This is a genomic window from Streptosporangium sp. NPDC001681 (genome assembly GCF_040298085.1).
Taxonomy (GTDB): Bacteria; Actinomycetota; Actinomycetes; order Streptosporangiales; family Streptosporangiaceae; genus Streptosporangium.
In genome coordinates this window covers 15,982-35,242 of the sequence record NZ_JBEOZN010000023.1, presented here as the reverse complement: position 1 = coordinate 35,242, position 19,261 = coordinate 15,982, and the positions used below count along the sequence as shown (strand labels likewise).

20 protein-coding genes are annotated in these 19,261 nt (G+C 70.7%); 12 read left to right on the top strand and 8 right to left on the bottom strand.

Annotated features, from left to right (window positions below; translation table 11 throughout):
* The first annotated feature begins 3 nt into the window (after nt 1-3).
* Nucleotides 4-852 (top strand): methyltransferase domain-containing protein, encoded by an 849-nt coding sequence (locus tag ABT130_RS13590; protein WP_350955507.1) that lies wholly within the window; start codon nt 4-6, stop codon nt 850-852.
* Here the strand turns inward: ABT130_RS13590 and ABT130_RS13585 are convergent.
* The 3 genes from ABT130_RS13585 to ABT130_RS13575 all read right to left on the bottom strand — a co-directional run bounded on the left by ABT130_RS13585 (nt 826) and on the right by ABT130_RS13575 (nt 4,554).
* Nucleotides 826-2,076 carry an NAD(P)/FAD-dependent oxidoreductase gene (locus ABT130_RS13585; RefSeq protein ID WP_350955506.1) on the bottom strand — a complete coding sequence of 417 codons (1,251 nt, stop codon included), beginning with the start codon at nt 2,074-2,076 and terminating at the stop codon, nt 826-828. The genes ABT130_RS13590 and ABT130_RS13585 overlap by 27 nt on opposite strands.
* Before the next feature lie 203 nt (nt 2,077-2,279).
* A complete protein-coding gene (locus tag ABT130_RS13580) occupies nt 2,280-3,809 on the bottom strand; it encodes a PucR family transcriptional regulator (RefSeq protein ID WP_350955504.1) in 1,530 nt (509 codons plus the stop codon).
* A gap of 220 nt (nt 3,810-4,029) precedes the next feature.
* Nucleotides 4,030-4,554: a hypothetical protein gene (locus ABT130_RS13575; RefSeq protein WP_350955502.1), complete on the bottom strand. Its 525-nt coding sequence runs from the start codon at nt 4,552-4,554 to the stop codon at nt 4,030-4,032.
* Between the two features lie 228 nt (nt 4,555-4,782).
* Between ABT130_RS13575 and ABT130_RS13570 the strand changes: the two genes are divergently transcribed.
* Together ABT130_RS13570 and ABT130_RS13565 are read left to right on the top strand one after the other, a co-directional pair.
* On the top strand, nt 4,783-4,911 hold the full coding sequence (locus ABT130_RS13570; RefSeq protein WP_350915456.1) for a hypothetical protein: 129 nt from the start codon (nt 4,783-4,785) through the stop codon (nt 4,909-4,911).
* A 38-nt stretch (nt 4,912-4,949) separates the two neighbouring features.
* The gene (locus ABT130_RS13565) at nt 4,950-5,867 is read left to right on the top strand and encodes a tetratricopeptide repeat protein (protein ID WP_350955499.1); all 918 of its coding nucleotides are present in this window, start codon (nt 4,950-4,952) and stop codon (nt 5,865-5,867) included.
* Nucleotides 5,868-5,894: 27 nt separating this feature from the next.
* Here the strand turns inward: ABT130_RS13565 and ABT130_RS13560 are convergent, their stop codons facing one another.
* Nucleotides 5,895-6,395, bottom strand: a complete 501-nt coding sequence (locus ABT130_RS13560; RefSeq protein ID WP_350915453.1) for an ATP-binding protein — start codon at nt 6,393-6,395, stop codon at nt 5,895-5,897.
* 238 nt (nt 6,396-6,633) lie between these two features.
* Between ABT130_RS13560 and ABT130_RS13555 the strand changes: the two genes are divergently transcribed.
* From ABT130_RS13555 to ABT130_RS13535, 5 genes are all read left to right on the top strand, one after another.
* Complete coding sequence (locus ABT130_RS13555) at nt 6,634-8,004, top strand: helix-turn-helix domain-containing protein (RefSeq protein WP_350955497.1); 1,371 nt, start codon at nt 6,634-6,636, stop codon at nt 8,002-8,004.
* A complete protein-coding gene (locus ABT130_RS13550; protein WP_350955495.1) occupies nt 8,001-8,933 on the top strand; it encodes a phosphotransferase enzyme family protein in 933 nt (310 codons plus the stop codon). Before ABT130_RS13555 ends, ABT130_RS13550 begins: the two co-directional genes overlap by 4 nt.
* A gap of 112 nt (nt 8,934-9,045) precedes the next feature.
* Nucleotides 9,046-10,470: a glutamate decarboxylase gene (gad, locus tag ABT130_RS13545; RefSeq protein WP_350955493.1), complete on the top strand. Its 1,425-nt coding sequence runs from the start codon at nt 9,046-9,048 to the stop codon at nt 10,468-10,470.
* A gap of 64 nt (nt 10,471-10,534) precedes the next feature.
* Entirely contained in the window at nt 10,535-11,404 is an 870-nt protein-coding gene (locus tag ABT130_RS13540; RefSeq protein ID WP_350955491.1) for a class II glutamine amidotransferase, read from the top strand.
* A gap of 373 nt (nt 11,405-11,777) precedes the next feature.
* Nucleotides 11,778-12,431: an HD domain-containing protein gene (locus ABT130_RS13535; RefSeq protein WP_350955489.1), complete on the top strand. Its 654-nt coding sequence runs from the start codon at nt 11,778-11,780 to the stop codon at nt 12,429-12,431.
* A gap of 4 nt (nt 12,432-12,435) precedes the next feature.
* Here ABT130_RS13535 and ABT130_RS13530 read toward each other — a convergent pair whose 3' ends face one another.
* A complete protein-coding gene (locus ABT130_RS13530) occupies nt 12,436-13,446 on the bottom strand; it encodes a GlxA family transcriptional regulator (RefSeq protein ID WP_350915441.1) in 1,011 nt (336 codons plus the stop codon).
* A 3-nt stretch (nt 13,447-13,449) separates the two neighbouring features.
* Between ABT130_RS13530 and ABT130_RS13525 the strand changes: the two genes are divergently transcribed.
* Entirely contained in the window at nt 13,450-13,632 is a 183-nt protein-coding gene (locus ABT130_RS13525) for a catalase-related domain-containing protein (RefSeq protein WP_350955487.1), read from the top strand.
* 50 nt (nt 13,633-13,682) lie between these two features.
* Here the strand turns inward: ABT130_RS13525 and ABT130_RS13520 are convergent, their stop codons facing one another.
* Entirely contained in the window at nt 13,683-14,057 is a 375-nt protein-coding gene (locus tag ABT130_RS13520) for a hypothetical protein (protein ID WP_350955485.1), read from the bottom strand.
* An 88-nt stretch (nt 14,058-14,145) separates the two neighbouring features.
* Complete coding sequence (locus ABT130_RS13515) at nt 14,146-15,078, bottom strand: TIGR03621 family F420-dependent LLM class oxidoreductase (protein WP_350955483.1); 933 nt, start codon at nt 15,076-15,078, stop codon at nt 14,146-14,148.
* Between the two features lie 98 nt (nt 15,079-15,176).
* Between ABT130_RS13515 and ABT130_RS13510 the strand changes: the two genes are divergently transcribed.
* The 3 genes from ABT130_RS13510 to ABT130_RS13500 are packed head-to-tail and all read left to right on the top strand — an operon-like array spanning nt 15,177 to nt 18,824.
* Nucleotides 15,177-16,331 (top strand): Gfo/Idh/MocA family protein, encoded by a 1,155-nt coding sequence (locus tag ABT130_RS13510; RefSeq protein WP_350955481.1) that lies wholly within the window; start codon nt 15,177-15,179, stop codon nt 16,329-16,331.
* The gene (locus ABT130_RS13505; RefSeq protein ID WP_350915431.1) at nt 16,328-17,218 is read left to right on the top strand and encodes a hypothetical protein; all 891 of its coding nucleotides are present in this window, start codon (nt 16,328-16,330) and stop codon (nt 17,216-17,218) included. The genes ABT130_RS13510 and ABT130_RS13505 overlap by 4 nt, the downstream gene beginning before the upstream one ends.
* A 13-nt stretch (nt 17,219-17,231) precedes the next feature.
* Complete coding sequence (locus ABT130_RS13500; protein WP_350955478.1) at nt 17,232-18,824, top strand: carbamoyltransferase family protein; 1,593 nt, start codon at nt 17,232-17,234, stop codon at nt 18,822-18,824.
* Between the two features lie 18 nt (nt 18,825-18,842).
* Here the strand turns inward: ABT130_RS13500 and ABT130_RS13495 are convergent, their stop codons facing one another.
* On the bottom strand, nt 18,843-19,223 hold the full coding sequence (locus ABT130_RS13495) for a hypothetical protein (protein ID WP_350915427.1): 381 nt from the start codon (nt 19,221-19,223) through the stop codon (nt 18,843-18,845).
* Nucleotides 19,224-19,261: the final 38 nt, after the last annotated feature.

Here is a 19,261-nt window from a genome sequence, read left to right as displayed (position 1 = left end):
AAGATGTCCAGCACGCCGTATCCCACGACGGGTTCCTACGACTACCTGGCCTCATTGACGGAGAAGGTCGGCGGGCTCGACCTGCACTACGGCTACTGGTCGGGACCCGACGACGACACGCCGATCGAGGAGGCCACCGCCCGGCTGACCGGGGTCGTGGTCGACCGCCTGGACGCGCGGGCCGGTGAGCTGGTGCTGGACGTGGGCTGTGGGAACGGGCGTCCCGCGGTGACGGTGGCGGAGCGCACCGGGGCGCGGGTGACGGCGATCGACGTCGACGAGCGGGCGCTGGAACGGGGGAGGGCGTGGGCTCGCGAGCGGGGCGTGGAGCCGCTGGTCTCCTTCGAGCGGTGCGACGCGCTGGCCATGCCCTACCCCGACGGTGCGTTCGACGCGGTACTGGTCTTCGAGTCGACGCCGCACTTCGCGCCGGAGCCGCTCTTCGCCGAGCTCGTCCGGGTGCTGCGGCCCGGTGGCCGGCTGGTGGTGGAGGCCCCGTGCCTGCACGTTCCCGTCACCGACGACCTGCGGCCTCGGCTGGCGACGTACTTCGAGATGTTCCAGGTCCACTCCATCGAGCAGGCCGGGACGTACCTGGAGATCCTGCGCGCGGCCGGTCTCGGCGTCGACGCCGTCGAGGACCTCACCGAGCACACCGAGCCGTTCTACCGGCGGATCCTGGAGCGGCTCGACGCCCATCGCGCGGAGCTGGCGGCCGAGTACGGCGCGGGGACCGTGGCCTGGATCCGCGACGGCATCGCCGACTGGGCCACGATCCCCGCGGGCAGCGTCCTGATCACCGCCTGCGGGCCGAACCGTCCCGCCTCAGCGAACGGGGTCGAAGTCCCGTAGGGCCGCGGGCTGCTTTCCGGTGGTGATCTGCTCGGCCAGCATGCGACCGGTGACCGGCCCGTGGGTGAATCCCCACATGCCGTGGCCACCGGCGACGTACCTGCCGGGGGCGCGGGTGGCGCCGATCAGCGGCCTGCCGTCGGGGGTGACGGGGCGCGGACCGACCCAGGTGTCGGTGCGCTCCTCCCAGGAGACGCCGCTGAGCAGCGGCCGGGCGGACGCGATGATCGCGTCGACGCGCCTCTGGTACAGGGGGGCGTCGGCGTCCCGGAACTCCATCGTGCCTGCGACGCGCAGCTTGCCCTGGTAGGGCGTGCAGGCCACCCGTACGGCGGGCAGGTAGATCGGCCCGGGCACGGGCTCGTCCGTCGGCACGGTGAACGAGTAACCGCGTCCGGCACGTACCGGCACCCGGACGCCCCAGGAGGCGCCGAGCTGGTTCAGCCAGGCGCCGGTGGCCAGCACGACGACGTCGGCGCTGACGGAGTCCCCGTCACTCGACCGGACGGCGATTCCGCCGGAGTGGGAGTAGACGTCGATCACCCGGAAGCCGGACCGGATCGTGGCGCCCCGGGCGACGACGGAGCGGGCGAGCGACCGGGTGAACTCTCCGGGGTCGACGTAGCGCTGCCCGTCCAGCCGGATCCCGGCCCGCGCGCGCGAGGAGAGCTGCGGCGCCTGCCTGCCGAGATCGTCACCCTCGAACGCGCTGTACTTGATCTCCAGGCCGGACTCGTTGATGCGCTGGAGCTCGTGCAGGAGCGCCACCGCCTGCCGCGGGGTCTCGAAGGCGGCCATGATCGGGGCCTCGACCGTGGGGGCCTCGACGCCGTTCGCGGTGAGCACGTCGAACGCCTCCAGGCACTCCTCGTTGAACGGGAGGTTGGCCCGTACGGCACGGCCCCAGGACTTCCAGCTGCAGTTCATGGCGAACCGGGTGAGGAACGACAGCAGCGCCGGGTCGGGGGTGGCCGGTATGTGCAGCGGGGCGCTCGGGTCGAGCAGGGAGCGCAGGCCGTAGCGGAGGACGCCGGGCTCGTTCAGCGGGATGGCCAGCCCAGGGGAGAGCCAGCCCGCGTTGCCCCACGACGCGCCCGCGGCCACGTCGTCCCGGTCGACGACCGTGACCTCCACGCCGCGCTCCTGCAGGAACCAGGCGGTGGACAACCCCACCACGCCGGCGCCGATCACCACCGCCGTACGCGGCCCACCGTCGATGCCCATGACCATTTTCTCCGCTCTGATATTCATTGCCTGTTTCGAGCATCGCTGGCATGGACAGAGAACGGTGTGTGCGTTTCGGACAAGCACAATGATGTGTTTTGTCGTGCGGCGACAAGCGCCGGGAGCTGGGCCCCGGATCTGGCGCCCACCGCGGCTTTCTCCTCCGCCCCGCGAGGACCGGCAGGCCGGTCCTCGCCGCGGGGCTAGGCCCGCCCGACGGCCAGCGCGATGATCATCGCCAGCCGCTTCTCCGGCAGTTCGAGCTGGAGGTTCGTGATCTCGGCCATCTTCCGCAGCCGGTAACGGACGGTGTTCGGATGGACACTGAGGCGGCCGGCGGCGACGGCCAGATCGCCCTGCGCCTCCAGCCACGCGCGCAACGTCGCGATGTACTGGGTGCCGTGCTCGGAGTCATGCCGGGTCAGCTCGGCGACCGGCCCGCGGGCGGGGGTACGCCCCGCCGAGGCGGCGGACCGGAGGCGTTGCAGCAGGATCTCGTCCCACGCCTCGTCGTAGACGACCGCCGGGGCGCCGGCGGGCCGCACCGCCCGGAGGGCGAGGCTCTCGTCGGCCTCCTGCCTGCTCGCGGCCAGCTGGGTGGGCCCCGCCGGGCCGCCGACACCGGCGAGCACGGTGACCCGCCGCGGCAGCACGTTCGCGATCGCGGCGAGCCAGTCCAGGGCGGGCGTGGCATCGTTGTCGCAGGGCAGCACCGTGTACAGGGTGTTGCCGAACAGTGCGCTCCGCCCCGGCCGCGACCAGCCGAAACCGGTGGTCGCGCGTTCGAAGGCCAGCAGGATCGCGGCATGCCGCTCCTCGGCGATGTGCGCCTGGAGCGCGATCACCCGGAATCGCTCCCGGGGCAGGCCGAGCCTGCTGATCACCGCGGCCGCGTCGGCGGTTCCCTCCAGCAGCTGGATGACGAGATCGGACTCCACCTGACGCTCCAGGTCCGCGCTGACCCGGGAACGCAGCAGGTGCAGCGCGACCGCCCGTGCCCCGTCCTCCAGGATGGTCCGACGGGTGTCGGACAGCGGGCTCTCGCACTCGACCCAGATCGATCCCAGCAACTCGCGCCCCGCCCGCACCGCGACCACCATGCGGCCTCTGAGGCCGTGTGCCGGTGAGGGGTCGACGAACAGCGGCTCGTCGGAGGTCGCCAGATGGGCGAAGACGCCCTCCCGCTCGAACAGCCGGCGCATGGCGTCCGGCACCCGCCTGCCCAGGATCGTCTCCAGCCGTGCCGGATCGGCGGTCTGCTGCGAGCCGGAGTAGGCCAGGACCCGCGACATCTGGTCCTCGATCGTCACCGCGTAGCCGAGTTCGGTCGCGAGCGTGTCCGCGAAGGCCAGCAGATCGTTCGGCCCCCGCCCGGCCTGGCTGCCTTCGAGCACCAGGCCGTACACCACGCCGAGGAGCTGGCTCCAGGACACCGCCGGTTCGACGAGCAGCACGGCGATCCCACCGGCACGAGCCTGTTCCAGCGCGCTCTCGTCGAGGGGAGGGTTCCCGTGCACCAGTACCGTGACGGCCCGTGCCGCCCGTGCCAGGCGTACGGCGTCGGACGCCGACTCCACGCCCACCGCCAGGAACACGTCACCGGTCGCGGGGCGGGTGTCGGTCGGATCATGCACCACCACGCTGCGCAGCTCGACGTCCCGTGACGCCGGAGCGCAGCACAGCCGAGCCCCGTAGCCACCGAGAACGTTCACCAACCGGTCCAGCTTCAACATCTACGCGACCTCTGTGTGCCCTCTGCCGTGCTCGCCTGTCGGCGGGCTTGTGGCATGAACACCGTTCTAGCAGTTCAACGGTACGGCGATTCGCCAGGATGCGGCGGCGTTTCGTCTTCACCCAGAATCGCAGTGCGGAGGCTCCATCGTTCACGGCGGGGAGGAAACGCGGGAAAACGGCGGATCCACGCAGCCGAATGCGTGGATCCGCCGGTCCCGGTCACTTCCCGGTGGTCGCCTCGATCCTTACCGCCACCCCGCCCTGGAGCGTCACCTTGGCGTTCAGGGGCTTTCGCGCGTTGAGTGCCCTCTCCAGTTGTGCCGCGGTGCACCTGTGCGGGACCTTGCCCGTGTCGCAGATCGTTCCCTGCGCGTCGAGCACCACCGCGTCCGGGCTGAGCATGACCGGCTGCACATCGCCGTCGCCGGTCCGCACGGTGATCCAGCCCGGCTGTCCCGCACTCGTGCCGAGTGGTCCGAGCAGGTAGACGGCGGGTCCGGTGTCCCCGGCGCCGTCGCCCGGCTCGTCCACCGCGGGTTCGGCGGGGGAGTCGGTCGAGCCGGCCGGAGACGAGGGCTCCGCGGTGACGGTGACGGTGACGGCGGGAGCAGGGACGGGGATGCTCTCGGGGCCGGAGGGAGAGGCGGAGACGGCCGGGGCGGTGGAGGAGGCGGACGAGCCGTCCTCCGCCGAACAGGCGGAAAGGCCGGCGGCGAACGCGGCCACCAGCAGGATGTGTGTCATCTTCAACGACCTACTCATAAGCCGCAACACTCCCACGGAGTCCGGCACAACAACGAACCCGCCGCGACGGTCCGCGGGAAAACCGGTGCGATGCGCTCGAACGGGCGAAAGAGGGAGGCGGGCAGGATGGTTCCTCCGGCGCCGGGTGCGCCAGTCGCTTCCAAGCGGGCCACAAGCGTCCGGGATCACGATGAGGGCGTCCTGACTCTCCGGAAAGAAGGAGCGGTAATGCGAAAGATCGCACGCCTGTACACGCTGATCCTCACGGCGGCGGTACCCGTCCTCCTGGCACTGCAGACCGGCACCGCCACCGCGGAGGCCATCCGCATCGCCAATCACTGTGAGCCGTCTGCCTGACGGTGTTCGAACGAGTCGTCCGCCGTCATCGGATCAAGGTGATCCGTCGGTGCCTGCTGCGCGGTGCGTACTGCCGAAGGCGCGGCTGGTACGCCGAGGGTGAGCGGTGGGCGCGGCGGGCGGGTGAGGTGGCGGGCCAGGTGGATCTCACCGGACATGCCGTGCTTCTGGTGGATCTGGCGTCGCTCTGGCACGGGCTCACCCGCTACCCGCAGGCACACGAGTGGGCCCGGCGGGCCGTGGAGTCGCTGGCCTCGGCGCCCGCCGGGGGCGGACGCGACGCATCACTCGCCGACGCGCTGATCCGGATGGGTGACATCGAGCGTAGGCAGGCCCGGCACACCACCGCGGAGGCGCACCTGCGCCGGGCGTTCGAGCTGGTGGACGAGGCGGACCGGCCGCGGGGCGCGGCGGTGCGGCTGGCCCTGGGGGTGCTCTGCAAGGAACTCGGCCGCTACGGCGAGGCCGAGACCCACTACCGCGGAGCGCTGGCCTGCCTGGAGCGGCACGAGGTGGACGACCCCCTGGCACGCGCCGACGTTCTGCACAATCTCGCGGGGCTCGCGCATGCCCGAGGTGACGACGATCCCGCGGGAGAGCACCACGCGCGAGCCGCGATCGAGATCCGGCGCGGAGTGCTCGGTCCCCGTCACGACCAGGTCGCGGCGGACCTGGCGGTGCTCGGCGCGGTACTCGCGAACCAGGGCAGGCTCGCGGCGGCGGAGGAGGCGCTGAGCCGGGCCCTGGACATCTTCGTTGAGCGCCTGGGCGCCGATCACTACGAGGTGGCGGTGTGCCAGGTGAATCTGGCACACCTGGACGATCTTCAGGGCCGTCCGGAGGAGGCGGGGCGACGCTACCGGGACGCGCTGCGCGTCAAGCACCTCGCCCTCGGGCCCGATCACCCTGAGGTGGAGCGCCTGTCCGCGCTGCTGAGGGCGAGGTCCGGGTGGTGAACCGGTCTCATGCCTCGTCGGGTGCCATCACATCCGGGGGCGGTGCGCCGGAAGGTCGAACCAGACGCCGGTTCCGATCTGCCCGGTGCCGCACAGCCGGGTCCAGCGCGCCCCGCAGCGCCCGGAGGTGAACTCCTCGACGATCCGCAGGCCCCGTCCGCCGAGTGACAGCTCGTCCAGGTGGCCGGGGAGCGTGAACGGGCGACGCAGCAGACGTTCGATCAGCGGGACCCCGCCGCCGGCGTCGGCCACCTCGGCCCTGATCGGCAGGTCGCGGTCGTGCAGGACGCGCAGCTCGTAGGGGCCGGGGGCGTAACTGCCGGCGTTCGTGGCGAGCTCGGTCACCACGACCTCCAGGTCGGCGACGTCGTCGGGGGCGAAGGGCGGCCGGGAGAGCAGGTCGTGCAGCAGCCTGCGGGCCCGGCGGGCGGCGTTGCCCGGTGGGAGACACCAGGCGGTCACTCGAAAGCGTCCGCGGTGCCTGCCGCGCACGCCGACCTCCAGAGCTGGAGCGTGCTCGGTGAGCATCGTTGCTCCTATCGAGTAGGACACCAGGGCCGCGGGATCGCGCTCGCTGGTCTGAATCCCCCATCCTGAGGGACAAGGCCGATATACGGAGAGTCGCAGGACCAATACTGTCCGCAGATCGGTCGGGTGATAGGCCGAGCCGATCACCTTGGGTGATCGGTCGCACCGATACGGCTCCGGCGACGCCGCATCGCTGGTTACCTTGGCGGCAAGGGAACTCCGCCGTGGGAAGATCGGGATGAACGTCAGCAACGCGAACGCGCGGGAAGTCGATCCCGCACTCTGGGAACGCCCGCAGATGCGACAGGCTCTGGCCGCCCGCGACATGGCCACCGTATACCGGTTACTGCAGCGGATCGGCGTCTCACAGCGGCACATCGCCGCCCTCACCGCGCAGTCCCAGTCGGAGATATCCGAGATCCTCAAGGGCCGCCAGGTGATGGCGTACGACGTGCTGGGCCGGATCGCCGACGGTCTGGGGATTCCCCGTGGCTACATGGGTCTGGCCTACGACGCCTCCTGCACGACACTGGCCCCGGCGGCGGCGGCCGACCAGCGCGACGACTCCAATGAGGACGAGCAGGTGCGCCGCCTGCTCGCGCACGCCGCGCAGGTGACCATCGGCGCGGCATCCGGGGACGCGGAAGAGTGGACCGAGCCGGTCACGCCCACGGAGACCCCCGTCCCGCACCGCATCGGCATGGCCGACGTCGAGCAGATCGAGACGGTGACCCGCACGCTGCGCGCCCTGGACTACCGGCACGGGGGCGGGGTCTGCCGCGACGCGGTGGTGGCACAGCTGGCCTGGTCACAGCGGCTGCTGCGGGCCTCATGCCCGGAGTCGGTAACCCTCCGCCTGCACCAGGCGCTGGCCGACCAGCACAACCTCGCGGGCTGGACCTCCTTCGACGTCGGCCTGTACGGCTCGGCCAGAAGCCACCTGGCCCGCGCGCTCGAACAGGCCAAACACGCGAGGAACTCCTCGCTGGCGGCCAACGTCCTGTACCGGATGGGCCGCGTCCACCTGCACTGCGACCGAATCCTGGACGCGCTGCGGTTCTTCCAGCTCGGACAGATCTGCGCGCAGGACGCCAGCTGCGAGCGGACCGTGGCGATGCTCTTCGCCAACGAGGCGTGGGCCTACGCCCTGCTGGGCGACAGCGATCTCGCGCTCAAGTCGATCAACCGGGCGGCCGACGAGCTGGCTCGCGCCCGTGACCGCGAGTCCCCGGCCTGGGTGAGCTTCTTCGGCACCGCCGACCTCGACGCCACGAGCGGCATGGTGCACGCCGACCTCGCCGAGACCCACCTCGACAGCCACCTCGGCATCGCCGAGCGCTTCCTCGCCGACGCGCTCGGGCAGCGCGATCTGAGCATGGCCAGGAGCAGGGCCTTCGAGCTGACCGCGCTGGCGACGGTGCAGCTCAGAGCCGGTGACATGACCGCCGGGATCGCCAACGGCAACGAGGCGGTCACCCTGGCGACCGAGATCCGCTCGATGCGGATCATCGACCGTCTCGCGCCGCTGCAGGCGGTCGCCATGATGCGGGCGCACGCCGGTGACGCCCAGGACCTCGCCCGGCGCATCTCGGTGGTGCGTGCGGCATGACGATGACCACCGACCACGCCGCAGACCATGCCGCCGGTCAGGCCGGCGGCCTCACCCGCGACCGGCTCCACTCGCTGCTGGCATCGGTCTGTGACCGGGCCGGGCTCGCGCCCGGTGACGCCGAGCTGATCAAGTTCACGAACAACGCGGTCTTCCGCCTGCGCCGGGCGCCCGTCGTGGTGCGCATCGCCGGATCCTCGGCCGCCCGCTCGCGGGTGCCGACCGTGGTGCGGGTCGCCCGCTGGCTGGCCGACCACGACTTCCCCGCGGTGCGGCTCTGGCCGGGCTGCGAGCAGCCGCTCCAGGTGGAGGGCCACCTGGTCACGCTGTGGAAGTACACCCCCGAGGTGGGCCCGCGCCCCGGCGGAGGCGAGCTGGCCACCCTGCTCAGACGCCTGCACAGGCTGCCGGACCCGCCGGTGGACCTGCCGGAGTGGGCCCCGATGACCGAGGTCCGTCAGCGGCTCGCCGAACCGGAGGACCTGTCCGCGGGCGACCACGCCTTCCTGCTGGACGAGTGCGACGAGGTCGAGGAGCGGCTCGCCGCGCTCGACTACGCGCTCCCCGCCGGGGTCATCCACGGTGACGTGTTCATGGGCAACGTCATCGCCGGACCCAAGGGGCCGGTGCTGTGCGACTTCGACAGCACCGGGATAGGTCCGCGTGAGTGGGACCTCGCCCCGGTGGCGGTCGGCCGCCTGCGGATGGACTACCCCGCCGACGAGCACACGTCGCTCGCCGAGGGCTACGGCTTCGACGTCACCCGCTGGCGCGGTTTTCCGGTGCTGCGCCGCCTCCGCGAGCTGAAGCTGGTCACCAGCGTCCTGCCCGTGCTGCGCAGCAACCCGGGTATCCGGTCGCAGTGGGAACACCGGATGCGCAGTTTCAAGGCCCGCGACCAGACGGTCAGGTGGCAGCCGTACCGGTGACGGAGCCGGGCGGATCACCGGCGGTTGGTGTCGTACCGCGGCGGCACGGGTACCCAGCCTAGGGGGAAAGCCCAGGTGAGAGCGTTGGTCGGCTGGGGAAGGGGGTGGGACGATGCCGCTGAGGCGGCCCGGTCACACCGGGCGGGGAAGCCGCGATCTGGAGGTCAACCCGATCTTCAGCCGGGAGCCGGTCCGGGTCCCGCGCTACGCCATGCCCGCCGGGGAGATGGAGCCGGATACGGCCTACCAGCTGGTGCACGACGAGCTGATGCTGGACGGCAACGCGCGGCTGAACCTGGCGACGTTCGTCACCACCTGGGCGGAGCCGCAGGCGCGGCGGCTGATGGCCGAGTGCGCCGAGAAGAACATGATCGACAAGGATGAGTATCCGCAGACCGCGGAGCTGGAGATCCGGTGCGTGGACATGCTCGCCCGGCTCTGGCACGCCGAGGAGCCCCATCGCGCGGTGGGCTGCTCGACGACCGGTTCGAGTGAGGCGGCGATGCTGGGCGGCCTGGCGCTCAAGCGGCGCTGGCGGCACCGGCGCCAGGCCGAGGGACGGCCGGCCGGGCGGCCCAACCTGGTGATGGGCGTCAACGTGCAGATCTGCTGGGAGAAGTTCGCCGACTACTTCGACGTGGAACCCCGGTACGTGCCGATGGAGGGCGACCGGTACCACCTGAGCCCGGAGACGGCCGTCGAGCTGTGCGACGAGAACACCATCGGGGTCGTGGCCATCCTGGGCTCCACCTACGACGGCAGCTACGAGCCCGTCGCCGACATCGCCGCGGCCCTGGACGACCTGCAGGCCCGTACCGGACTCGACGTGCCGATCCACGTGGACGGCGCCTCCGGCGCGATGATCGCGCCCTTCCTCGACCCCGACCTGCACTGGGATTTCCGGGTGCCGAGGGTGGCGTCGATCAACACCTCCGGGCACAAGTTCGGGCTGGTGATGCCGGGAGTGGGCTGGGCGCTGTGGCGCGACTCCGAGGCGCTCCCCGACGACCTGGTCTTTCACGTCAACTACCTCGGCGGGGACATGCCGACCTTCGCGCTGAACTTCTCCCGCCCCGGCGCCCAGGTGGTCGCGCAGTACTACAACTTCCTGAGGCTGGGCTTCGACGGCTACCGCAGGGTCCAGCAGACCTGCCGGGACGTGGCGACCCGGCTGTCCGGGGAGATCGCCAGGCTGGACCGGTTCGAGCTGATCACCGACGGCGGCCAGGCTCCGGTGTTCGCCTTCCGGGTACGGGAGGGGATCGACAACTTCACGGTCTTCGACGTCTCCGCCGCGCTGCGCGAGCGCGGCTGGCTGGTGCCCGCCTACACCTTTCCGAGGAACCGCACGGACCTGGCGGTGCTGCGCGTCGTCGTCCGTAACGGTTTCAGCAACGACCTGGCCGACCTGTTGCTGCAGGACCTGTGCCGGGTCCTGCCCCGCCTTTCCGACCAGGACCGGCCGCGTCACACCGCCGAGGACGCCGGTGGGTTCGCGCACGGCACCGGGGCCAGGAGGCTCCGGCGCCACGGCTGACGGCGCCAGGTCGGGTACGGGCCGGTGCGGCCGGAGCAGAAGTGACGGAGAAGGAGACCCTGAGATGTGCCGTCTGTTCGGCCTGAGCAGCATCCCTGAACGTACGCGTGCCACCTTCTGGCTGCTGGACGCCCCGGACAGCCTGAGTCACCAGAGCCACCGCGACCCCGACGGGACCGGGCTGGGCTACTTCGACGCCGACGGCACCCCGCACATGCACAAGGCTCCCATCGCCGCCTACGAGGACCGCTGCTTCGCCGAGGAGGCCAAGGAGGTGGAGTCCACCACCTTTCTGGCGCACGTCCGGTTCGCCTCCACCGGCGACCTGGAGGTGCGCAACACGCATCCCTTCCTGCAGGACGGGCGGCTCTTCGCGCACAACGGGGTGATCGAGGGCCTGGACGACCTCGACGCGGAACTGGGGAAGGACCGGGAACTGGTCCAGGGGGACACCGACTCGGAGCGCTTCTTCGCGCTGATCACCCGTGAGACCAGGGCGCACGGCGGCGACGTCGCCGCCGGCATCGAGAGCGCCGCACGCTGGGTCGCCAGGAACCTGCCCGTCTACGCGCTCAACCTGGTCCTCACCACGCCACGGGATCTGTGGGCGCTGCGCTATCCCGACACCCACCGGCTTTACCTACTCCGGCGTGCCGCCGGCGGGCAGCACGGTGTCCGGCACCTCGACCACAGCGGCAGCAACGACCGGATGCGGGTCCGTTCCCGGGACCTGGCGGGCACCTCCGCGTCCGTGGTCGCCAGCGAGCGCATGGACGACCATCCCCAGTGGCATCTGATGGAGCCCGGCGAGCTGTTCCACATCGGACCGGACCTCAGCCCCACCCGCCGGGTCGTGCTGCCGGAGGAGCCGGCGCACCGGCTGAGCCTCGCCGACCTGCGCCCGGAGGCCGCCGCCTCACAGCAGGCGACCTGAGGGGGCGGCCGAAAGCGAAGTTCATGATTGATCGCCGGTCATGCAGCTGGGTTTCGCCGGTGATGCGTCGGGTGAGGTTGTCGGCGGGCATCGGACAGGTCCGAGGGGTAGGGACGGCGGGGGCACTTCGGACAGGGGCCAAGCGCTGCGAAAACCCGTCAGGTCATTCTCGGAGAGCAGAGACGGCCAAGAGTGATCGGCCGTGTTCAAGCCGTTCTGCCATCCAGCGGAGACGTCGCAGTAGGCGGGCCGCGCTCCGCACGGATCGCCTTGTCGCGGATCGAGCGATTCCTGTCCGGTGCCGTGGGATGCGAAACGCCTTTGCGCCGCGACGCTGGAGGAGTCCCTGACGCTCAACTGACCAGGAGGTCCCGTGACCGAGACCATCGCAGGAATCCAGATTCCCGATACCGCCCTTGTCCGCGAGGCAACCGAGGTGGTGCGGAGTGCCACAGACGATGCCGTCGTGGGCGACACACTGTTCCATCATTCGCGACGCGTCTTCTTGTGGGGGATGCTCAAGTCGAAAGCGCGCGGCGTCGAGGTCGACCCGGAGTTGGCCTACGTCGGCGGAATGTTCCACGACCTGGGCCTCACCCAGACGTTCCGCAAGTGCCACCAGCGCTTCGAGATCGACGGCGCGGACGTCGCGTTCGACTTCCTCCGCGACCACGGCCGTTCCGAGGAGGAGGCACGCAACGTGTGGCTCGCCATTGCCCTCCACACCACCCCCGAGGTGCCGCTCCATCTCGCTCCCGAGGTCGGAGTCGTCACGCTCGGGGTGGAGACTGATGTACTGGGCATGGATCTCGGCCAGATCAGCGACGCCGATATACAGGCGGTGGTTGAGGCTCACCCCCGTCCGGACTTCAAGCGTCAGATCCTGCACGCGTTCTACGAGGGGATGGCGGATCGCCCGGACACCACCTTCGGCACGATGAACGACGACGTACTCGCCCACTTCGACCGGCGGTTCAAGCGCGCGAACTTCGTCGACATCATCCAGAACAACGCCTGGCCGGAGTAACCGGTCAGTTCGTGCCCGCCGGGGTCCGAGATGACCCCACGGCCGGGCCGGGCCCTGAGCCCGGCCCGGCCTGGGGGCGCCGGGTGGTCGTCTTGAAACGGGCCCGGTACTGGCTGGGCGAGATTCCGAATCGGGTCACGAATAGCCGGCGCAGGGTCTCGGCGCTGCCGAATCCGACCAGTCTCGCCGTTTCCGCGACGCCGTGTCCGGAGTCCAGGAGCGCCTGAGCGTGGTCGAGCCGTGTGCGTTCGACGAACTTGGCCGGCGAGATGTCGAGCTCGTTGGCGAAGAGGCGCGCGAGATGGCGCGGACTGACCCCGGCGTGCGCGGCCAGCGAGCTTGTGCTGTGCGCGAGCGCCGGCTGCGCGGAGACCAAGTCCACCACGGCGCGCAGTGTGGGCGTCCGTGGTGCCCGAATCTGGAGTGGAACTGCGAACTGTGACTGTCCTCCAGGCCGCTGCATGAACATCACGAGGCTGCGCGCCACGTCACGGGCCAGGTCGGGGCCGTGATCCTGCTCGACGAGAGACAGTGCCAGGTCGATGCCGGCGGAGACACCGGCAGAGGTGTAGATGCCGCGATCATGAACGAAGAGCGCATCCGGTGACACCGAGACCTTTGGGAACGCTCGAGCGAGCAAACTGGCATACCTCCAGTGCGTGGTGGCCCGCCGCCCGTCGAGCAGCCCCGAGGATGCCAGCACGAACGACCCGGTGCAGATGGACACCATCCGAGTACAGCGGGCCTGTAGCGCGGCCGCGGCGGCGACCAGGTCAGGCGGGATCGGTTTCGTGGGGAGGTCGTCGCCGCCCGAGACCACGACGGTGTCAGCCCGTTCGACCTGGCTGACCGCCTGATCGACAGCGAATGTCGTTCCGATCGACGTCGCCACAGCCCGCCCGGAAGTCGACGCATACGTGAGTTGGTAGTGCGCTCCGAAATGGTTCGCCTCGGAGAAGACCTCGGCGGGACCACAGATGTCGAGCATCTTCATGCCGTCGAACACCAGGAACACGATGTGCCGTGTCCTAGGCATGACGTCGCCTCCTTCAGCTTCACCGACGCCGGCCGCGAACGCATGATCGCCACGCTCGTCGGTCAAGGACTCCGGATTCATGACGACGACATCCGCGATCGGTTCGTGCAGTACTGGACCAACGTGGACACGGACCGCGGTGCCGACATCGCCGCCAAGCTGTAGCCCAAGGGCGATTTGCGCAGTGGTGGATCGTGCTGGGATCGCGGGTGGTCTCAGGGGTCGGATCGCTGGTTGACCGTCATGTCCCGGCCGGCCGCGTAGGCGTCCCTGCCCGCGCGGACGTTCTGCACGAGGGACGCCGGAGCCGGATGGTCGCGCGCCCACCCCTCCAGCTCGCCGGCGAACTCCTCGTCCCGCCGCGCGTACCAGGACAGTGCCTCGGCCAGCGACCTGATCCGGCTCTCGTCGCCGGGCTCCTCGATCGCCTGGTCCAGCGTCTCCGCCGAGCGCTCGTCGGAGCCGAAGATCGCGCGTATCCTCTCGCGGATCCGCTCGACCAGGTCCAGGGCCACCTGCTCGCCCATGGTCGTGGCCGCGCCGCCGGCGACCATGAGAGCCACCGCGGACGACACCGCAGCTATGTCCATCTGAAACCGCCCCTACGCCGACGACTCTGGGACCACAGTAGGGCGAAGGCGGCCGGAACAGAATCCCCGAAGTTTACATCCGCCTCGGTTATCCCAGCCTGGAGACGACCCCGGCGAACGCCTCATAGGCATCGGCCGTAATTACAAAATAGGAAATACCGTATATTTCGCGATATTCCTGGAGGGAGTCCACCAGCCGCTCGGTGTCGCCCAGCAGCAGATGGGGCGAGCGCAGTGCTTCGGCGACCGGTAACCCGGTGAGCGGGCCGAGTTCCGCGGCCGCCGCCTCCGCGTCCTGGGTCACCGCCGTGTAGTAGACCCGGACGCTGAGTTCCAGCGCGTCGAACCGGGATCCGGCCGCGGCCCGGATCCACTCCACCTTGGCGGCGGTGGCCGCCCCGGTCATGGTCGCCGCGCTGGAGGCGTCCGAACGGCTCGACGCCAGGTTGGCGTTCAGGCCGACGATGTCGGCCTCGCGCGCGGCCAGCGACAGGATCGCCCGCCCGCCGCCGCCCACCATCAGCGGCGGCCTCGGCCGCTGCACCGGCCGTGGCAGTCCGGCCACCTCGTCGAGGGCGTAGTGGCGGCCGGAGAAGCTGAACGACTCGTGCTCCAGCAGACCCTTGACGACGGCGATCGCCTCGGCCAGCCGGTCCACCCGGGTGGGCGGGGCGGGCAGCTCGACCCCGATCCGGTCGTGCTCGGCGCGGTTCCACCCCGCCCCGAGGCCGAGCTCCAGCCGTCCCTCCGACAGCAGGTCGACGGTGGCCGCCTCCTTCGCCAGCAACGCCGGATGGCGGAACTCGTTGGCGAGCATGTGCGAGCCGACCCTCAGCGTCGTCGTGGCGTCGGCCGCCGCCAGCATCGCCGGAACCGGTGCGAGCTGGTCGCTGAGATGATCGATGACGAGCAGCGTCCGGTAGCCGAGGTCCTCGACCGCGCGGGCGGTGTCCCGCCAGCGGGCCGCGTTCGGGGCACCCGCCGTCTCCACCCCGAAACGGAATGGCCGAATTTCCGCCACGGCATCTCCGTAAATGTCATCCGATGACAGAATTGAATTTTTCCTTGTCATTCTCCGGCTTTCTCCTCTAATAAGAGCAGAGCCTTCCGATATTCGCCATGACGGTGCAGCCCCACTCACGCGAGGCAGACATGCCGGTCCCCCCTGTCAGGTGCGCCGTTGTCGGCTGCGGGAACGTCTCCGCCAAATATCTGAGGACCCTGACCAGGGCGCCGATCATCGACATCGTCGCCTGCTGCGATTCGATTCCCGAGCGGGCCCGGCAGCTGGCCGCGTCCTGCGCGCGGGCCGTGCCGGCCTCCCTGCCCGAGACGCTGCGGGACGCCTCGATCGAGCTGGTGATCAACCTGACCCCGCCGCGGTGGCACGCCGGGATCACCCGTCAGGCGCTGGGAGCCGGCAAGTCCGTCTACACCGAGAAACCGCTCGCCGCCTCGGCCGCGGAGCTGGACGAGCTGCTGGCCACGGCCCCGGCGGCCGGCGCGATGCTGGGCGGCGCGCCCGACACCGCACTCGGGGCCGCCGCCCAGGCCGCCCGCCGCGCGATCGACCAGGGCCTGATCGGACATCCGCTGGGTGCGGCGGCGGCACTCCTGACCCCCGGACACGAACGGAGCTGTCCCACGCCCGAGGTCTTCTACCAGCCCGGCGCGGGACCGCTGCTGGACATGGGCGTCTACTACCTGAGCATGCTGGTCGGACTGCTCGGCCCGGTGCGCGACGTCGTCGGCGCGCACCGCCGGCCCTCACCGCGGCGGTCGATCGACACCGGACCGCGCGCCGGGGAGACCTTCCTCGCGGATGTGCCGACCCACCTGGCGGCCCTCCTGGAGTTCGAAACCGGGGCCGTCGCCACCCTGACGACGAGTTTCGAGGTGTGGGGAACCCGGATCCCGCATCTGGAGATCTTCGGGACGGAGGGGACCCTCGCGATCCCCGACCCGAATTTCTACACCGGCAAGGTCCGGCTGAAGACGGCCCGATCGTCGAGATGGACGACCGTGCCCTATCCGGCGGACGCGCCGGGTGGACGCGGGATCGGAGTCATCGACCTGGCGCACGCCCTGCGGGGCCTGACCGAACAGCGGCTGACCGGCGGGTTCGTCGGACACGTCACGGAGACCATGCTGGCCATCGAGACCCCGGAGACCTCTCCGGTGCGGCTGAGATCCCGGTGCGACCGTCCCGCGCCGCTGGGACCCACCCCGTACGCCACCGGTTGCTGGTGGTGCGAGCAGTGCGGTGATCCGTGAGCGCGGCGCTGTGGTCGCTCGGTCTCTCCCTGGTACTGCTCGGGTTGAGCCTGATCAACTGGCCGGTGCGGGCCGTCTGTCCCGATGGCCGCCGCTACCTGCGGGCGGGAGCCGGGCAGCCGGTCGCGCTGCCGTTCATGCTGCGCTGGCTGCTGCCCGCGCTGTGCGGGGACTCCCCACGCCGATGGCGCTGGTGCACGACCGCGCACCTGGTGGCGCTGCCGCCGCTGGTCACCGTATGGATGGAACCCTGGATCCCCGACGCGCGCCTGCGGGTGGTCGGCGGCCTGTTGATATGCGGCATGCCGGGAATCTGGCGGATCCAGCTCCGCTGGCCGGTGCTCGTCGACGGGACGGCCCTCGCCTGGGCTCTCGGCTCGGCGATCCTCCTCCAGCACGGGCTCTGGCTCCCAGCCCTGCTGGCGGCCCTCGTCGCCGGGTGCGTCAAGGAGTCGGCTCCGCTGTTCGCCGCCTGTTTCGCCTGGCACTGGCTGCCCCTGGCCGCTCTCGCCGCCCCGTTGATCCGCCGGCTGACCGGCACCGTCGGCGAGGACCACTTCGGGCAGTCCGAGCTGATGCGAAATCCCTGGCGGGCGGGCAGCCTCTACCACGCGGGAAAGTGGTTCGACCCGCTGGCGACGCTGACGCCCTGGGGGGCCGGGCTGCTCGCGCTGCTCGTCACCGACGCGCGCGTCGTGCCCATGCTCGTCGTCACCGTGACCCTCGCCTATGCCCAGCTCCTCGTCGCCACGGACACGGCACGGCTGTACCAGTGGGCGGCCCCGCCGGTGGCGCTGGGCGCCGTCTCGGTGATGCCCGACCGCTGGGCGATCGCGATCCTCCTCGTCCACCTGTGCAACCCGTGGGCCGGCAGTGCCGAGACCTAACGAAGGAGAAAGTATGACGGGCGTCATAGGGTTCGGCGGGTCCATTCACGACTTCGCCACCTGGCTGATCACCGAGGACGGCGGCAGCGTCGCGATCGAGGACGAGCGGCTCAGCCGGGTCCGCTACGCGCTGCTGGACCCCGACCCCTGCCGGGCCTCCCTCGCCTACTGTCTGGACGCGGCAGGCCTGAAGGCCGAGGACATCCGGGCCTTCGCCGCGAACGACATGCTCACCCCGCTGCGCGGCTGGGAACCCGAGATCTCGATCCGCTGGGTCAACCACCACCGGTCGCACGCCGCGAGCACCTTCTTCACCAGCCCTTTCGAGGAGGCCGTGGTGCTGGTCGTGGACGGAGCGGGAAGCGTCGTCGGACCGGGCGCCGCGGACCGGCACGAGCGGGAGACGACCACCTGGATGCTGGGCCGGGGCAACGAGCTCACCCGGCTCGGCCAGGTGGTGGGGGCCAAGCGGGGCGCCACGTCGTCCAACGACCTGACGGCGCTGATGTCCAACTCGCTCGGTGACCTCTACCGGGCGGTCACCGAGGGGATCGGCTTCGCCTTCATGCAGGCCGGCAAGACGATGGCCCTGGCACCCTACGGTGACGACCGGTTCACCGGCGAGCTCATGGAGGCCGTCGAGCTGTTGCCGGACGGACGCTTCACCATCACGCTGGAGGGACCGTACGGCGTGGTCGAGCGGATCCGCCGGATCCGCTCGGACCGGGTGTCCGGCGGGTTCGAGATCGACGCGAGCATCGCTTTCGCCGGTCAGTGGGTCCTGGAACAGATCCTGCTGCACGTGCTGGCCCACGCCTGGCGGGTGACCGGCTGCCCCAACCTGTGCCTGGCCGGGGGAGTCGCGCTGAACTGCGCGTTCAACGGAAAGATCATAAAGAACACCCCGTTCGAACGGGTCCACGTGGTCTATGCCCCCGGTGATGACGGAACGGCGCTCGGCGCGGCGATCCTCGCCGCACTCGAACTCGACCCGCCGGCCTCGACCGCGCGCTTCCCCGTCGGTCCATACCGGGGGCGAACCTACGGCACGGAGGAGATCGACGACCGGGTCCTGCGTCGCACGGCCGAGCTGCTCGACCGGGGCGGGGTGGTCGGCTGGTTCGAAGGGCGTTCGGAGTTCGGACCGCGAGCGCTCGGCCACCGCAGCATCCTCGCCGACCCCCGGCGCGCCGACGTCGCACGGCGGATCAACAGCCGCATCAAACACCGTGAGTGGTTCCGGCCGCTCGCCCCGGTGGTCCTCGCGGAGGCGGCCGGGGACTACTTCGACGCCGACTGCGCCTCACCCTGGATGCAGTTCGCCTGGCCCATCCGGCCGGAGCACCGAAAGACGCTCGCGGGCGTATGCCATGTGGACGGCACGGCCCGAGTCCAGACGCTGGAGCAGGAGGACCACCCGTCGCTCGGCCGGCTGCTGGCGGAGTTCGCCGGCCTCGGCGCGCCCCCGGTGCTGTTGAACACCTCCCTCAACATCCGCGGCGAGCCGATCGTCGAGACCCCGGCCGAGGCGATGGCGGTGTTCCGGGAGGCCGGCCTCGACGCCATGGTGGTGAACGGGACCCTGTTCGAACGCCGGCCGCACTGACCGCGGACCGTGCCGAGGTCAGGGGGTGGCGAGGTCATCCGACGGCTCGATGAGCCGACCGGTCACCGGATCCATCGCGGGCAGCCTGCCGAAGAGCGTCAGCCGCCGCCGTACGCTCCCGGCGGGCCGTCCCAGGCGCGCGGCCACCGCGTCGAGGTCGTAGCAGGCGTCGAAGGCGCGTACCAGCGCCGCGTCCTCGGCGTCGCTCCAGGGCGGGTCCGCCGCCGGTGCCGCCGCCAGGGCCGCGGCCACGGCCCCGAGCGGCTCCGCGAGCTCGGTGGCCGTCCCCGGCCCGGTGTCCGGACGCAGGTGAACGGTGATCCGCCAGTCGCCGTAGCGCGCTTCGAGGACATGTGCTCCGTCGTGGCGGGAAATGTTGGTGACAATCGCCTTCATCATCGGGCTCCGCTCGGGGATAATCCTCGTGTCACTCTGGA

Coding starts and splice junctions, on each gene's coding strand:
- ABT130_RS13510 (WP_350955481.1), top strand. CDS start 15,177: ATGACGGTGCAGCCCCACTCACGCGAGGCAGACATGCCGGTCCCCCCT.
- ABT130_RS13495 (WP_350915427.1), bottom strand. CDS start 19,223: ATGATGAAGGCGATTGTCACCAACATTTCCCGCCACGACGGAGCACAT.
- ABT130_RS13590 (WP_350955507.1), top strand. CDS start 4: ATGTCCAGCACGCCGTATCCCACGACGGGTTCCTACGACTACCTGGCC.
- ABT130_RS13540 (WP_350955491.1), top strand. CDS start 10,535: ATGTGCCGTCTGTTCGGCCTGAGCAGCATCCCTGAACGTACGCGTGCC.
- gad (WP_350955493.1), top strand. CDS start 9,046: ATGCCGCTGAGGCGGCCCGGTCACACCGGGCGGGGAAGCCGCGATCTG.
- ABT130_RS13550 (WP_350955495.1), top strand. CDS start 8,001: ATGACGATGACCACCGACCACGCCGCAGACCATGCCGCCGGTCAGGCC.
- ABT130_RS13585 (WP_350955506.1), bottom strand. CDS start 2,076: ATGGGCATCGACGGTGGGCCGCGTACGGCGGTGGTGATCGGCGCCGGC.
- ABT130_RS13555 (WP_350955497.1), top strand. CDS start 6,634: ATGAACGTCAGCAACGCGAACGCGCGGGAAGTCGATCCCGCACTCTGG.
- ABT130_RS13560 (WP_350915453.1), bottom strand. CDS start 6,395: ATGCTCACCGAGCACGCTCCAGCTCTGGAGGTCGGCGTGCGCGGCAGG.
- ABT130_RS13500 (WP_350955478.1), top strand. CDS start 17,232: ATGACGGGCGTCATAGGGTTCGGCGGGTCCATTCACGACTTCGCCACC.
- ABT130_RS13580 (WP_350955504.1), bottom strand. CDS start 3,809: ATGTTGAAGCTGGACCGGTTGGTGAACGTTCTCGGTGGCTACGGGGCT.
- ABT130_RS13575 (WP_350955502.1), bottom strand. CDS start 4,554: ATGACACACATCCTGCTGGTGGCCGCGTTCGCCGCCGGCCTTTCCGCC.
- ABT130_RS13520 (WP_350955485.1), bottom strand. CDS start 14,057: ATGGACATAGCTGCGGTGTCGTCCGCGGTGGCTCTCATGGTCGCCGGC.
- ABT130_RS13570 (WP_350915456.1), top strand. CDS start 4,783: ATGCGAAAGATCGCACGCCTGTACACGCTGATCCTCACGGCGGCGGTA.